Annotated in this window: 13 protein-coding genes; 10 read left to right on the forward strand and 3 right to left on the reverse strand. The window is 44.9% G+C overall.

The genetic code is table 11. The features are described from left to right. Nucleotides 1-102 precede the first annotated feature (102 nt). On the reverse strand, nt 103-669 hold the full coding sequence (locus BLQ53_RS08115; RefSeq protein ID WP_093726811.1) for a beta-class carbonic anhydrase: 567 nt from the start codon (nt 667-669) through the stop codon (nt 103-105). 506 nt (nt 670-1,175) lie between these two features. Between BLQ53_RS08115 and BLQ53_RS08120 the strand changes: the two genes are divergently transcribed. The 5 genes from BLQ53_RS08120 to BLQ53_RS08140 all read left to right on the forward strand — a co-directional run bounded on the left by BLQ53_RS08120 (nt 1,176) and on the right by BLQ53_RS08140 (nt 8,813). Continuing rightward, the gene (locus BLQ53_RS08120) at nt 1,176-2,927 is read left to right on the forward strand and encodes an ABC transporter ATP-binding protein (protein ID WP_093726812.1); all 1,752 of its coding nucleotides are present in this window, start codon (nt 1,176-1,178) and stop codon (nt 2,925-2,927) included. Next, complete coding sequence (locus BLQ53_RS08125; protein ID WP_093726813.1) at nt 2,924-4,957, forward strand: ABC transporter ATP-binding protein; 2,034 nt, start codon at nt 2,924-2,926, stop codon at nt 4,955-4,957. The genes BLQ53_RS08120 and BLQ53_RS08125 overlap by 4 nt, the downstream gene beginning before the upstream one ends. Before the next feature lie 264 nt (nt 4,958-5,221). Then, nucleotides 5,222-5,953, forward strand: coding sequence for an RNA polymerase sigma-I factor (sigI, locus tag BLQ53_RS08130; RefSeq protein ID WP_244499299.1), 732 nt, complete (start codon nt 5,222-5,224; stop codon nt 5,951-5,953). Beyond that, complete coding sequence (locus BLQ53_RS08135; protein WP_093726814.1) at nt 5,953-7,155, forward strand: anti-sigma factor domain-containing protein; 1,203 nt, start codon at nt 5,953-5,955, stop codon at nt 7,153-7,155. The genes sigI and BLQ53_RS08135 overlap by 1 nt, the downstream gene beginning before the upstream one ends. Before the next feature lie 95 nt (nt 7,156-7,250). Then, nucleotides 7,251-8,813, forward strand: a complete 1,563-nt coding sequence (locus BLQ53_RS08140; protein ID WP_093726815.1) for a bifunctional GNAT family N-acetyltransferase/carbon-nitrogen hydrolase family protein — start codon at nt 7,251-7,253, stop codon at nt 8,811-8,813. Between the two features lie 33 nt (nt 8,814-8,846). On the opposite strand, the gene BLQ53_RS08145 is transcribed toward BLQ53_RS08140, so the two are convergent. Further along, a complete protein-coding gene (locus tag BLQ53_RS08145; RefSeq protein WP_093726816.1) occupies nt 8,847-9,083 on the reverse strand; it encodes a YhdB family protein in 237 nt (78 codons plus the stop codon). A 154-nt stretch (nt 9,084-9,237) separates the two neighbouring features. Between BLQ53_RS08145 and BLQ53_RS08150 the strand changes: the two genes are divergently transcribed. Beyond that, on the forward strand, nt 9,238-9,837 hold the full coding sequence (locus BLQ53_RS08150; RefSeq protein WP_093726817.1) for a YhcN/YlaJ family sporulation lipoprotein: 600 nt from the start codon (nt 9,238-9,240) through the stop codon (nt 9,835-9,837). A gap of 33 nt (nt 9,838-9,870) precedes the next feature. On the opposite strand, the gene ltaE is transcribed toward BLQ53_RS08150, so the two are convergent. Next, nucleotides 9,871-10,902 (reverse strand): low-specificity L-threonine aldolase, encoded by a 1,032-nt coding sequence (gene ltaE / locus BLQ53_RS08155; protein WP_093726818.1) that lies wholly within the window; start codon nt 10,900-10,902, stop codon nt 9,871-9,873. Nucleotides 10,903-11,119: 217 nt separating this feature from the next. Between ltaE and BLQ53_RS08160 the strand changes: the two genes are divergently transcribed. The 4 genes from BLQ53_RS08160 to BLQ53_RS08175 are packed head-to-tail and all read left to right on the forward strand — an operon-like array spanning nt 11,120 to nt 14,306. Beyond that, nucleotides 11,120-11,758, forward strand: coding sequence for a class I SAM-dependent DNA methyltransferase (locus BLQ53_RS08160; protein ID WP_093726819.1), 639 nt, complete (start codon nt 11,120-11,122; stop codon nt 11,756-11,758). A gap of 14 nt (nt 11,759-11,772) precedes the next feature. Then, entirely contained in the window at nt 11,773-12,237 is a 465-nt protein-coding gene (locus tag BLQ53_RS08165) for an S-ribosylhomocysteine lyase (RefSeq protein WP_093726820.1), read from the forward strand. A gap of 9 nt (nt 12,238-12,246) precedes the next feature. Next, the gene (locus BLQ53_RS08170) at nt 12,247-13,173 is read left to right on the forward strand and encodes a PLP-dependent cysteine synthase family protein (protein ID WP_093726821.1); all 927 of its coding nucleotides are present in this window, start codon (nt 12,247-12,249) and stop codon (nt 13,171-13,173) included. Then, a complete protein-coding gene (locus BLQ53_RS08175) occupies nt 13,170-14,306 on the forward strand; it encodes a bifunctional cystathionine gamma-lyase/homocysteine desulfhydrase (RefSeq protein WP_093726822.1) in 1,137 nt (378 codons plus the stop codon). Before BLQ53_RS08170 ends, BLQ53_RS08175 begins: the two co-directional genes overlap by 4 nt. Nucleotides 14,307-14,318: the final 12 nt, after the last annotated feature.

A 14,318-nucleotide genomic window follows, 5' to 3' on the forward strand; every position in this document is an offset into this window, starting at 1 on the left:
TCAAACGAAACTAAACAACCAATCACCGATACAATATCGGCAATTGGCTGTTTGAAGGTGTTTTGATCCCTGTCTCAATAACAGGGGTCAGTCCCCATTTTGTCAGTTGGTTTTTTCATATCCATTTTTGACGACGGTCAATTCACCAGTTGCCGGATCGATCACTAAAGCATGCACTGGTACTTGTTTTGGAAGCAATGGATGGTTCGCAATCAAGGAAGCACTGCTTGCTACAGATTCTTCGACACTGTTGAAGCCGTCGAACCATGTATTGGCAATATCTTCACTGGAAGATTGGCGCAAGTATGTCTCGACATCTCCGCCTTGCCTGCCGATTTGTTCGAGCAAGTCTGTACCATGAAGATGGTGCATGCCGCAGTCTTTGTGTCCAATAACAAAGACTTCTTCACCCTTCAAGGCATGGATGGCTACTAAAATACTTTTCATGGCACTATCAGAAGTGTCAACGAGCATTGCACCTGCATTCTGGATCATTTTTGCATCACCATTTTTGAGATTGAGTGCTTTGGGAAGCAGTTCAAGCAAACGGGCATCCATACATGTCAGGATGACAGCTTTCCTGGAAGGGAACTTGTCTGTTTCATATTGTGCATATTCTTTGTCTTCTACGAATTTTTGGTTATGAACCAAGATGTCATCTAATAACATAGACCGTGACACTCCTTTTTTTTGTTATCTTCTTTAGTTTATCATACCAGGGCAATTGTTTATCTATTGCCTATTAATCAAATTATTTGAAAATATCGTTGACCTTTTTTGACCGGTATGTATATACTTATTATGCATAAAATAACAATTGGAAGGAGGAACCCAAAATGAACAAGCGGACAATAGTTTTCAAGGCCAATTTCATAGTGGGCAGCTCCTCCTTTGTTCGGTACTTTTAGAAGTTTGACTTTTTCTGGACGGAGTCTGCCGCATATCGCTTGCTGCATACTTCCAAGAACGTGTACGTCTGCGGGCGTGCGCGTTTTTTTTATGCGCAAAATGAAAGGTTTGTTGATATTAGCCCCTGAATCCCGGGTTTTTATCATAACAAGAAAAAGGAGGAAGGGCTATGCTGAACGTACAGACAAGAAAATGGGAAGAAGATTGGAATGATGATGGTTAGCTGAACCGTATGGACAAATTCGTGAGAGAAGGTTGGGGACAGCATGTTTGATGTGTTAAAGAAATTGGATTGGTTTTTTCTTAAATACTGGAAGCGATATACGATTGCGATTATCGCCCTTATACTAGCCAGCTTGATCGGTCTGATTCCGCCAAAACTGATCGGTCTGACCATTGATGAGATCAATTATAACGCGCTGACTTCGGAAAGAATCTGGCAGGTTATCGGATTGTTCCTGTTGCTGATTGTTTTGCACTATGTCATTTCCTATGTGTGGGATTATACACTGTTCAGCGGATCCGCGATCCTGGAGAGATTAATGCGTTCCAAGCTGATGGGACATTTCTTCCGTATGACTCCTACATTCTTCGATAAGAAAAAAGTAGGGGACTTAATGGCGCAAGGCACAAATGATTTGAGGGCCATCTATCTGACGAGCGGGTTTGGGGTACTGACGTTGGTGGATTCAAGTATTTTTATGCTCATGATCATTGCCATTATGGGATTTTCGATTAGCTGGGAACTGACGCTGGTTGCCCTCATCCCGATGCCTATCATGGCCATTGTGATGCATAAATATGGAGGGGCAATCAATGAACGGTTTACAGAAGCCCAGGAAGCTTTCGGTAACTTGAATAATGAAGTGCTGGAATCCATCCGCGGAATCCGGGTAACACGGGCATTCGTTCAAGAAAAGCAAGATGAACAGCGATTTCAGGATATGACGGAAGATGTTTATCAGAAGAATATCAAGGTAGCGAAGATCGATGCGTTATTCGAACCGACAATGAAAGTGCTTGTCGGGCTTTCTTACACGATTGGAATCGGCTATGGCGCCTTGCTCGTCTTTCAAAATGAAATTACATTAGGGAATCTAGTATCGTTCAATATGTACCTTGGGATGCTTATTTGGCCGATGTTTGCTGTAGGTGAATTGATCAATGTCCTGCAGCGGGGGAATGCATCCTTGGATCGTGTCAATACGACGCTTGATTATCCAGCCGATGTAATCGACCCCAAACAGCCTGTGGATCAACAGCGGCCGGGAGATATTGTGTTTGATAGCGCAAGTTTCTCTTACCCAGGCAATGATACGGAGCGCCTCCATGACATCACCCTTGAAATCAAGCAGGGGACGACGCTTGGTGTCGTCGGGAAAACAGGAGCCGGCAAATCGACATTGTTCAAACAGCTGCTCCGTCAATATCCACCTGGGAAGGGGCGACTACAACTTGGAGGCACTCCGATTGACCGGTTCGCTTTGGAGAAGACGCGCAGCTGGATCGGTTATGTACCACAAGAACAAATTCTCTTTTCGAAAACGATTCGGGAGAACATACGATATGGGAAACAAGATGCATCCGATGAAGAAATTTTCCGTGTCATGGAGCTTGCCCATTTTCTTACGGATATCCAGAGCCTTCCTGAAGGTTTGGATACAAAAGTAGGGGAAAGCGGGGTAACGCTTTCTGGGGGACAAAAACAGCGTGTTGCTCTGGCGCGTGCTTTTATCAAGAACCCGGAAATATTGATTTTGGATGATTCCATGAGTGCAGTCGATGGAAAAACCGAAGCCAATATCATCGAACATTTGAAGCAAGAGCGCCAGGATAAAACGACTATCATCGCAGCCCATCGTCTTTCGGCTGTCAAGCATGCAGAACAAATCATCGTGCTTGAGGCTGGAAGCATCATAGAGCGCGGTACACACGAAGAGCTGCTTGCAGCAAATGGCTGGTATGCAAGCCAGTATCATTTGCAGCAGCTGGAGGATAAGGAGGTTATCTCCTCATGAAGAAAGATACGACGGAACGAAGATTATTCAAATATGCATTAAGTAATAAGAAGACGATCAATATCGGACTCGTCTGCCTGCTCATTGCAGTGGTGCTCGAGCTGGCAGGTCCGTTGATCGCTGCTCGAATAATCGACCATCACATCCTTGGAATCGAGTCCACTTGGTATGAGGTGGAAAACAAGTCCGACCATACAGTTGATTACGCGGGAAAGACTTATATCCGTTCGGATGAGCTTGTCTCGAAAGCAGATGCCATCTCAGAAGTAACCATCATGCAAATCGGCAGGTATTTTTATTTTGCAGATGGCGCTTTACCTTTGGAAGGTTCCAAATCCTATGGAGATGGCATGATAACGGTGGATGGTCCTCAAGGGATAGAAGAAGCAGCGGGAACGAGGCTTTCTGCTGGGGATTTATATGAATTTTTCAGGCCGCAATTCCAGCCGATCATCATCTTGCTGATCGTGTATGCAGCACTTTTGTTCATTGCGGCAATATTTCAGTTTTGGAAGACATTCCTGCTCCAGCAAGCATCCAATAAAATCGTACGAACAATGCGCAATGAAATTTTTGCTCATACGCAGCGTGTCCCGATCAATTATTATGTGGATCGCCCAGCGGGAACGATCGTTGCGAGGATCACCAACGATACAGAAGCAATCCGTGATTTATATGAACGGGTACTGGCAACATTTGTGACAAGTTTCGTTTATATGGGTGGTATCTTTGTCGCGATGTTCGTCCTGAATGCCAAACTCGCTGCCATTTGCTTACTCGTGATTCCGATTTTTTGGGCTTGGATGAAGGTATATAAGTATTTTGGTACGAAATACAATAAAGTCGTCCGGAAAACAGTCAGTGAGATTAACGGAAGTATTAACGAATCTATCCAGGGTATGCCGATCATCCAGGCGTTCAACCGAGAGCAAAAGACAAAAGAAGAATTCGAAGTGCTCAATACGCGGAACTTCATCTATCAGCGTAAGCTGATGAAATTAAGTGCCCTGACGTCCCATAACTTGGTGACAGTGCTGCGTAACCTAGCTTTTGTCGCGTTCATTTGGTATTTCGGAGGTGCTGCCGTGACCGGTGGTTCCATCGTTACCGTAGGTGTGCTTTACGCATTTGTCGATTACTTGAACCGTTTGTTCAATCCGATTACGGATGCAGTGAACCAGCTGCCGCTTCTGGAACAGGCGCGTGTCGCTGCTTCGCGGGTATTCCAGCTGCTCGATGAATCAGGGGAAGATGTGGATTCTCAAGCCAAGCGCGAAAAAAACCGAGGTGAAATAGCTTTCGAGCATGTCAGTTTCGCTTATAATGATAAAGATTATGTGCTGAAAGATTTAAGTTTTCAGGTGAAAAGCGGGCAGACGGCTGCATTCGTTGGTCATACTGGTTCTGGAAAAAGTTCCATCATGAATTTACTATTCCGGTTTTATGATCATCAAGAAGGCAAAATAACGATTGATGGTTTCGATACAAAAGAAATGTCGCGACAGCAAGTCCGCAGTAGTATGGGCATCGTGCTGCAGGATCCATTCCTTTTCACCGGAACGATCTTGACGAATGTGACGATGAACAATCCGGATATTTCTCGGGAAATGGCTATCGAGGCATTGAAAGCGGTCGGTGCGGAGCAATTTATTTCCAAACTGCCGAAACAATACGATGAACCAGTCAAAGAAGGCGGAGCCACGCTATCCATGGGAGAACGGCAGCTTGTATCCTTTGCGAGGGCATTGGCTTTTAATCCGTCCATTTTGATACTGGATGAAGCGACAGCCAATATCGATACGGAAACGGAGGCAATCATCCAGCGTGCATTGGACGTATTGAAACAAGGCAGGACAACATTGGTCATCGCACATCGACTTTCGACTATCATGCACGCTGACCAGATTTTTGTCCTGGATCAAGGGAAGATATTGGAACATGGCAATCATATGTCCCTATTGGAGAAGCAGGGACAATATTATCAGATGCATTTGATGCAGCAGAGCAGTATAAAGCGTTCAGCTGGTTGACGAAAAGCCGTCCTGAATATACAGGATGGCTTTTTCATGCGCTTTATTGTTGCAGAGATTTAATTTTTTTGTAATTATTTTGAGAAGCAGCTTTCTATCCGGGTGTTGTATGATAGGCATATTGGTGAAGTATTGGAGTAAGTCATATGTCATATATAAAAATCACAAATGAACTGATACGAAATTTACAAATGAATTTAACTCGTTACACCCGAAAATTACAATTATGTTACGAAAAATATAGAAGGCTGGAGGTGATAGGTCTTGTATCTACGCCAGTCTAATGATCCTAACCGCGGAAAATTAGAAGAACAGATCAAACAAGTGCAGGCCGGGAATACCGAGATGCAGAATGAGCTGATCGAGAGCTATCAGCCATTTATAGCGAAATCTGTTTCCGAGGTTTGCCGCAGATTTATCGATCCATCCAAGGATGAAGAATTCAGCATCGGCCTTTCTGCTTTCAATGAAGCGATGCTTGCTTATGCCGATGACAAAGGGAGCTCCTTCCTTTCATTTGCCAAGCTCGTAATCAAACGAAAGACGATTGACTATATCAGACGGGAGCAGATCCGTCTTCCCGCTGCTTCTTTGGATGAGTTGTATGAAGATGATAGTGAGAATCCACGTGAAGCGGAAGCAGCACAAACAGCTTATATTCAGGAAACGGAAACATGGTATCGCCGGGCTGAGATAGAGGAATATGATAGGAAATTGAAAGAGTTTAAACTTTCGTTTCAAGAGTTGATCCATGTCGCACCAAAGCACCGTGATGCCAGGGAATCGGCAATCGAAGCAGCAAAGATTCTTCATGCAGATTGTGAGATGCGGGATTATGTGAATAGAAAGAAGAAAATCCCCATTAAACAACTCGTCGAAAAGGTATCAGTAAGCAAGAAGACATTAGAAAGGAATAGGAAGTATATCCTCGCCATTTTCATCATTCTCAGCGAGGACTATATCTACCTGAAGGATTATATGAAGGGGGTGAGTTAGTGAAAAGAGGAGTCGTCGTCAAGCAAAGCCGCCGGAGCACCATCGTGCTTACCAGTGAAGGAACATTCCAGGAAATCAGTATGCAAGAACAGGCAGAGATCGGACAAGAAGTCGAATTCAGTGCACAGGAACTAGTCAGAAGAACAAGAATCAGACATTGGACGCCATCTATGAAGGATTTCATGCGCGTAGCCGTGTTGGTACTTGTATTTGTGCTGGCATTATTCCCTGTTTATTCCTGGTACAATGGCAACAAAGCATACGCATATGTCAGCCTCGATTTCAATCCGAGCATTGAATTGAAGGTCAATAATCGTATGGATGTTGTCTCTGTGGCTGCTTTGAATGAAGATGCGAAAAAGGTACTCGCTGCTCTGAATGATTGGCAGGGTGAACCTGTCGAAAAGGTTGCTGCCAGTATTTTGCGTAAATCGAGTGATTTAGGTCTTTTAACTGACTCGGAAAGTATTATCATAGGTGTCAATTATATAGATACCAAGCAGGAAGATAAGCAGTTGACCAGTATATTGGAAGGTTCGGTCAACACATTCAACAATACATTACATATCGCCTCCTTCCAGGTGCCCGATAAGGTACGCCAAACAGCTCAGGATGAGCATAAATCAATGAATGAAATCATGGCACAGACCATTCTTGAGGGGAATTCATCCCAGTCTGATTCAGCTCTTACACAATCGGATTCAGCCATTATAAAAGATTTCTATAAAGATGATGTGAAAGAACAAGGAGCAGAGCAAGATGAGACTTCCAAAAAGAAGAAGGATGACATGGATGCAAAGCCTGCCTCTGCTGTCGTGAAACAATCCGTGAAAGAGAGAGAAGATACGGATGTCGATTTGGCTGACGAACCTAGCGGAGAGCCTCAGGAGGCCAATCAATCCGAAGCAGCAAAAAAACAACTGAAAGAAGAAAAGAAACAGGCAAAAGAAACGGAAAAGCAGGCGAGAAAAGCGGAAAAAATGCAGGAGAAGGCGAATAGGAAATCAGCGGCCGCTGAAAAAGAAAGAAACGACATGAAGAGTCACAACAATTCGGATGAGAATAAACCTCGTGGTAAGGAAAAAGAGAAAACATATGGCCATGACAAGCAGGAACATAAAAAGAAACCCACGCCTCCCGGACATCAAGACAGAAGAAATGAAGATGATAAAGATAAAAAAGCTGTTTCCGAAAAAAACTGATATGACTGAATAGGCTTTTGTTCATAATAGGACTACTTGCATAATGGGAAGGGTAAGGATAATAAGGAACTTTTCCGATAGAGAGGGTAGCGGTTATGTCTGAACTTGATTTGTCACAGTTTGAGAAAAAAGTGGTTTTACGAAATATCACAGAGTCGGATATCGATCAAATCCTGGATATGCAGAAAGTATGTTTCCCTGGCATGGATCCATGGAAGAAGAGTCATCTGAAAAGCCATATCGATATATTTCCCGAAGGACAGTTCTGCGTGGAATTGGATGGCAAAATCATTGGCAGCTGTTCCAGCTTGATTGTCAATTTTAATGAGTACGATGATCGTCATACGTGGGATGACATTACAGATGAAGGTTATATTACCAACCACAATCCGGAGGGTTTCAATTTGTATGGCATCGAGGTCATGGTGCATCCGGAATACCAAGGAATGAAAATCGGGAAGCGCCTTTATGAAGCGCGTAAGGAATTGGCCGCAGAGATGAATCTGAAAAGCATCATCATTGGTGGAAGGATTCCGAATTATCACAAATACAGCCACGAACTGACACCGCGTCAGTATGTCGAGGAAGTGGAAGCACAGAACATCTATGATCCCGTACTGACCTTCCAAATGATGAATGGTTTCCGTGTTATGCGGATCAACCGCGATTATTTGCCTGATGACAAACAATCAGCAACTTTCGCAACATTGATGGAATGGAATAACATCGAATACCATGCGAAGTCCAAACGCCATTTCAAAACTGCTTATCCCGTTCGAGTCACGGTCATCCAATATATGATGAAGCAAATCGAATCGTTTGAGGAATTCGCGAGGCAAGTGGAGTATTATGTGGATGTTGCCTATGATTTCGGATCGGATTTCGCTGTCTTCCCGGAGATTTTCACGACGCAGCTCATGAGTTTCCTCGAAGAAAAGGTACCATCCAAAGCGGTTCGGAAATTATCTGAATTCACAGAGCAGTATATTGAACTATTCACAGATTTGGCAGTTCGCTACAATGTCAATATTGTCGGCGGCTCGCATTTTGTGGAAGAGGACGATCATATTTATAATATCGCTTATCTATTTCGCCGTGACGGCACGATCGAGAAGCAATATAAAATTCACGTCACACCAAATGAGAAAAAGTGGTGGGGAATTCAGCCTGGTGATACAGTGAAAGTATTTGATACGGATTGCGGGCGAATTGCAATCCAAATTTGTTATGACATCGAATTCCCGGAGCTGGCACGTCATGCTGTGGATCAGGGAGCGAATATCATTTTCGTTCCATTCTGTACAGATGACCGCCAAGGATATTTACGTGTTCGATATTGTGCGCAAGCCCGTGCTGTGGAGAATCAAGTTTATACAGTCATAGCAGGAACAGTCGGTAACTTGACGCAAGTGGAAAATATGGATATTCAATATGCGCAGTCAGGCATATTCACGCCTTCCGATTTTGAATTCGCGCGGGATGGAATTGTCGGGGAGTGTCCGCCGAATATCGAGACGGTCGTCGTCGGTGATGTCGATTTAGAGATTTTACAGCGCCAGAGAAAAACAGGTACGGTTCGACACCTGCACGATCGCCGTAAGGATTTATTCGAACTGCGATTCAAGAATTTAGAAAGTGAAACGCCGGAGGATCACTGAAGAAGACTCGAGCCATTGTGCTCGAGTCTTCTATTATACATCCAAGGCATATAAAGTTGTATGACCCAAGGCATGATCGATATATTGCAGCAGCTCTTCATGTGATTTGACGACTGCATGCTGTTCGGAGGGATAGTGGAATGCGTGCAGGAAAATCTCGATTCGCTTGGAAAGCAAATCATCATTTGTGCGTACCATAAGGACTAGCAGATCATCCCATTGGCCCCAAATTGTAAACAACAATGCTTTTTCATAATCCTGGACTTTCATTACGGTATCCCCTTCCTGTCAGGGTACGTTTAGTATCCCTCTATTCTGTGAGAACATTGCTGGCAGATATAAACACTTCTCCATCAACTTTGAATAGGGTGAAAAAATCCGTACATACTAAGCGCAGAATGGCAAATCAAAGGAGGATACACCAATGAAAAAATGGAAAATGATCAGTATGGCTGCCCTTGCTGCCATCACACTTACAGCTTGTCAGAACGACGATAACAATGATACCGGCATGGGCAGGAATGGCAATGTGGAACCAACACGGTACAATAATACAGATAATAATCTGGTACACCGCAATAGCGATAATACGACGGATGTCGATGATCGCCAGCACAACGGCGACGACCAGCAGCCGCGTTACCAGGTTGCAGATGATGCAGCGAAAAAAGTGGAAGAAGTCAAAGGTGTGGATAATGCTTATGTATTTACAACGGATAACAATGCTTTCGTAGCGGTGGATATGAAAAATGACGATGACAATACGGGCAACAATGGTATGGGTAACACAGCGACTGGCGACAACAACAATAATGATGTAACAGATCAGATGAAACGCGATGTGGAAAAAGCGGTGAAATCAGTCGATGAAGACATCGATAACGTATATGTGTCAGCGGATCCTGATTTTCTGGAAATGGCACAGGACTACAATGATAAAATCGATGAAGGAGAGCCGGTGAAAGGCTTCTTCCTGGAATTCGGCAATATGCTGAATCGCGTGTTCCCGAATAACGAAAGATAAATGAGAGAGGCCCCCTTAAAGGGAGCCTCTCTTTTAATTTGGCTGTTTTGTAAGGGAAGATGCAACAGCTAAAGCTTTTTTGATTGCGCCTTTGCCTACATCATAATGTGTGACAAAACGGACACTGGTTGGACCAAAAGCGTTAGCCAGTACTTGCTGCTCCTTCAGCAGCTGTACATAAGCGTCTGCTGTCATACCAGTACCTTTGACATCAGCCAATACGATATTCGTTTCCACTTTATTGAGGATCTCGATGCCGTCGATCTCGGCAAGCCCTTCAGCCAATAGCTTGGCGTTGTCATGGTCGTCTGCGAGGCGTTCTACATTCTCACGCAAGGCAACAAGGCCAGGCGCCGCTAAAATGCCGGCTTGACGCATGCCGCCTCCAAGGCGTTTTCTCCATTTGCGTGCCTTGTCGATGAATAAACCGGATCCGGCTAGGACAGAGCCTACAGGTGCACCCAATCCTTTGGAAAGACAAATCTGTACGGTATCGGTCAACTGTGCGTATTTCGCTGCGCTGATGTCGGTAGCAACGGAGGCGTTGAACAGTCGCGCACCATCCATGTGAATCGGAATCCGATGTTCGCGCGCTATTTGGGCTGTCACCATCATATTCTCGATCGGGATTGCTGCCCCGCCAGCTTTGTTATGGGTATTTTCCACACAAATCAAGCCTGTTTCGGGAAAATGAATATCATCTTTACGTATAGCCCCAGCCAAATCCTCCGGACAAAATGCACCGCGTTCCCCTTTCAATGTGCGAGTCTGCACGCCTGCAAAAATGGACGTAGCTGCGCCTTCATAAAGGAAGATATGCGATTCTTCTTCCAGGATAATTTCATTACCAGGGTTGCAATGAGAAAGTACTGCGATTTGATTCCCCTGAGTGCCGCTTGGCACGAATAAGGCGGCTTCCTTTCCAAGTAAATCGGCAACCGTTTCCTCTAACTCATTTACAGCTGGGTCCTCTCCATAGACATCATCTCCGACTTCTGCTTCATAAGCAGCCTTACGCATCGCTTCTGATGGCTTGGTGACCGTATCGCTACGCAGATCGATCATGGCGAACACTCCCCTCTCCACCTTATTATATAGTATGAATTTGTAACTTTTCCACTATTTTTATAGTTGTTGATCTGGTATTACTGAAAAGTGGAATTTATGACTGACATCGTATCTTTTCATTGAATAAAGTGAGGTACTATGGTATTCTGTCATAAACATAATAAATCTTATTAGTTTACTTGGATATTCAAGATATAACACTTGAGGTGATGATATGGGCCGCGAATTTATCGATATGTTCGATGAATGGGCAGAGACGTATGATGATACGGTCACTGGTCAGGATCCGCAATATAAAGAAGTATTTGATAAATATAATGAGATACTGCAGGCAGTCGCTGATGCTGCAGATGGATATACATTGGAATTCGGAGTCGGAACAGGCAATCTTTCCGAGAAGCTGTTAGCCAAAGGACTGGATGTGACGGGTATCGAGCCGTCTAAGGAGATGCGCGAGCATGCTTCCCGGAAATTCCCGCAGCTTCAACTGGTGGATGGCGATTTTCTTTCATTCCCAGTCCCTGGGCACGAGGTTTCTGCCATCGTCAGTACGTGGGCTTTCCACCATCTGACTGATGAGGAGAAGGAGCAGGCGATTTCTGCCTATGCGAAGCTTTTGTCCAAAGGTGGAAAGATTATCTTTGCTGATACGGTATTCTCCGGTGCAGAGGGACGCAGCAAGCTGATTCAGGAAGAGCAGGATAAGGGGCATGACAGGCTTGTCAAGGATTTGACGACAGAATATTATACGACGATGCAAGTCCTTCGCAACATTTTCCAAACACACGGATTTCATGTTACATTTAAGCAAATGAATCGCTTTGTCTACTTGATCACAGCAGAAAAAGCGTAAGGGGAGGAACTATGATGACAAAGAAAATGAACGTGGAAAGCTTCAACCTTGACCACACGAAAGTAGCGGCACCATATGTGCGTCTAGTCGGCATTACAGAAGGGACGCACGATAAAGTATACAAATACGATATCCGCTTCAAGCAGCCGAATAAAGAATTTATGGAAATGCCGGGACTGCATTCCTTGGAGCATTTGATGGCTGAAAATATTCGCAATCATATCGATAATATCCTTGATATCGGTCCGATGGGATGTCAAACAGGATTCTACGTATCCATCTTGAATAATGACAGCTATGATGAAATCCTCGAAGCTTTGGAAAAGACATTGCAGGATGTGCTGGATGCCACGGAAGTGCCGGCATGCAATGAAGTGCAATGCGGCTGGGCTGCCAACCACAGCCTTGAGGGTGCACAGGAGATTGCGAAAGAAATGCTTTCCAAAAAAGATGAATGGCGTCAAGTTTTCGCTGAATAGAGGGAGAAAATGGCTGTTTATAATTCAGTGCATGAATTGATAGGGAATACACCGATTGTGCAAATAACGAACTTTTCTCTGCCTGAGGGAGTTCGTTTATTTGCGAAGCTCGAGTTTTATAACCCTGGAGGAAGTGTGAAGGATCGGCTGGGAGTTAATTTGATCGATGAGGCATTCCTCTCAGGAGAGCTGAAGGAAAATGGGACGATCATCGAGCCTACCGCAGGCAATACCGGTATCGGGATTGCGCTGGCAGCCTTGAAGAGGAACGTTTCCGTCATCTTCTGTGTGCCGGAGAAATTCAGCCAGGAAAAACAAGAGCTGATGAGGGCGCTTGGGGCGAAAGTGATCAATACACCGACATCTGAAGGGATGACGGGCGCCATCAAAAAGGCCAAAGAGCTGCTGGATGAAATTCCTGGCAGCTATTGCCCACAGCAATTTGCCAATCCAGCCAATCCTGAAACTTATTATAAAACACTCGGTCCGGAGATCTGGCGCGACTTGGAGGGTAATGTGGATATATTTGTTGCCGGAGGCGGGACAGGTGGCACGTTCATGGGAACCGCACGTTATCTGAAGGATCAAAAGACTGATGTGAAGACGGTTATCGTTGAACCGGAGGGTTCCATCCTTAATGGGGGTGCTCCGGGATCGCATCGGACAGAAGGTATAGGTATGGAGTTTTTGCCTGGATATATGGACACTGCTTATTTTGATGCGATTCATACCATCACGGATGATGATGCATTTCATTACGTGAAAGAACTGGCTGTCAAAGAAGGGCTGCTTGTCGGCAGTTCTTCAGGATCTGCTTTTTGTGCAGCGCTCAAGGAAGCAGAAAAAGCGAAGCCGGGGACGACGATTGTGACCATCTTCCCGGACAGCAGCGAACGCTACCTTAGTCAACAGATCTACCAAGGAGGATTAAGATGAGACGGAAAACAAAAATGATTCACGGTGGAATTACATCGGACGAAAATACGGGCGCAGTCAGTGTGCCAATTTACCAAGTAAGTACGTATAAACAACCAGGACCTGGTGAACATACCGGTTATGAATATTCCCGTACTGGCAATCCGACGCGTCATGCATTGGAAGAAACAATTGCCGCATTGGAAAACGGGAAAAGAGGCTTTGCATTCAGTTCCGGCATGGCAGCCATCACTTCTGTCATGATGCTGTTTGAAGCAGGCAGCCATGTTGTCATGACGGATGATGTATACGGCGGCAGCTACCGTCTTGCGACTAAAGTGTTGACTCGTTATCAACTGGGGCATACATTTGTTGATACGAGTTCACCAGAAGCCGTTGAACAAGCCATTACCCCAGCGACGAAAGCCATTTATGTTGAAACACCGACCAATCCGTTATTGAAAATCACCGATATCAGAAAGATGGCGGAGATTGCCAAAAAGTATGATTTGCTGCTGATTGTCGATAATACTTTTGCAACACCTTATTGGCAAAATCCAATCGATCTAGGTGCGGATATCGTTCTGCACAGTGCGACCAAATATATCGGCGGCCATAGTGACGTCGTATCAGGGCTGGTTGTCGTGAAAGATGAAAAACTCGCTGAAGAGCTGCACTTCATCCAAAATTCAGCTGGTGCCGTACTTGGACCGCAGGACAGCTGGCTGCTTCTCCGCGGAATCAAGACACTTGGTATCCGCATGGAAGCAATCGAGAAGAATAGTGCCAAGCTGGTAGAATTCCTGCAAGCTCATCCAGGAGTGAGCACGATCTATTATCCGGGTCTTTCCGATCATAAGGGACATGATATTGCAGCAAGTCAAGCAGAGGGCTTTGGCGGTATGATCTCCTTCGATGTCGGCAGTGCCGAAAAAGCGGATCAAGTACTGCGCAAAACGAAATATTTCATTTTGGCAGAAAGCCTAGGAGCAGTGGAAAGTCTTATTTCCCTACCTGCGAAGATGACACATGCATCCATTCCGCAGGAGCGGAGAGCGGAATTGGGAATTACGGATGGTTTGATCCGAATCAGTGTCGGTATTGAAGATGGTGATGATTTGATCGAAGATTTGAAACAAGCGATGGAAGAATGATAAAAGCCAGCT

It is taken from the genome of Terribacillus halophilus (assembly GCF_900101385.1).
In the GTDB taxonomy this organism is placed as follows: Bacteria; Bacillota; Bacilli; order Bacillales; family Amphibacillaceae; genus Terribacillus; species Terribacillus halophilus.

Coding starts and splice junctions, on each gene's coding strand:
- BLQ53_RS08115 (WP_093726811.1), bottom strand. CDS start 669: ATGTTATTAGATGACATCTTGGTTCATAACCAAAAATTCGTAGAAGAC.
- BLQ53_RS08120 (WP_093726812.1), top strand. CDS start 1,176: ATGTTTGATGTGTTAAAGAAATTGGATTGGTTTTTTCTTAAATACTGG.
- BLQ53_RS08125 (WP_093726813.1), top strand. CDS start 2,924: ATGAAGAAAGATACGACGGAACGAAGATTATTCAAATATGCATTAAGT.
- BLQ53_RS08140 (WP_093726815.1), top strand. CDS start 7,251: ATGTCTGAACTTGATTTGTCACAGTTTGAGAAAAAAGTGGTTTTACGA.
- BLQ53_RS08145 (WP_093726816.1), bottom strand. CDS start 9,083: ATGAAAGTCCAGGATTATGAAAAAGCATTGTTGTTTACAATTTGGGGC.
- BLQ53_RS08150 (WP_093726817.1), top strand. CDS start 9,238: ATGAAAAAATGGAAAATGATCAGTATGGCTGCCCTTGCTGCCATCACA.
- ltaE (WP_093726818.1), bottom strand. CDS start 10,902: ATGATCGATCTGCGTAGCGATACGGTCACCAAGCCATCAGAAGCGATG.
- BLQ53_RS08160 (WP_093726819.1), top strand. CDS start 11,120: ATGGGCCGCGAATTTATCGATATGTTCGATGAATGGGCAGAGACGTAT.
- BLQ53_RS08165 (WP_093726820.1), top strand. CDS start 11,773: ATGACAAAGAAAATGAACGTGGAAAGCTTCAACCTTGACCACACGAAA.
- BLQ53_RS08170 (WP_093726821.1), top strand. CDS start 12,247: ATGGCTGTTTATAATTCAGTGCATGAATTGATAGGGAATACACCGATT.
- BLQ53_RS08175 (WP_093726822.1), top strand. CDS start 13,170: ATGAGACGGAAAACAAAAATGATTCACGGTGGAATTACATCGGACGAA.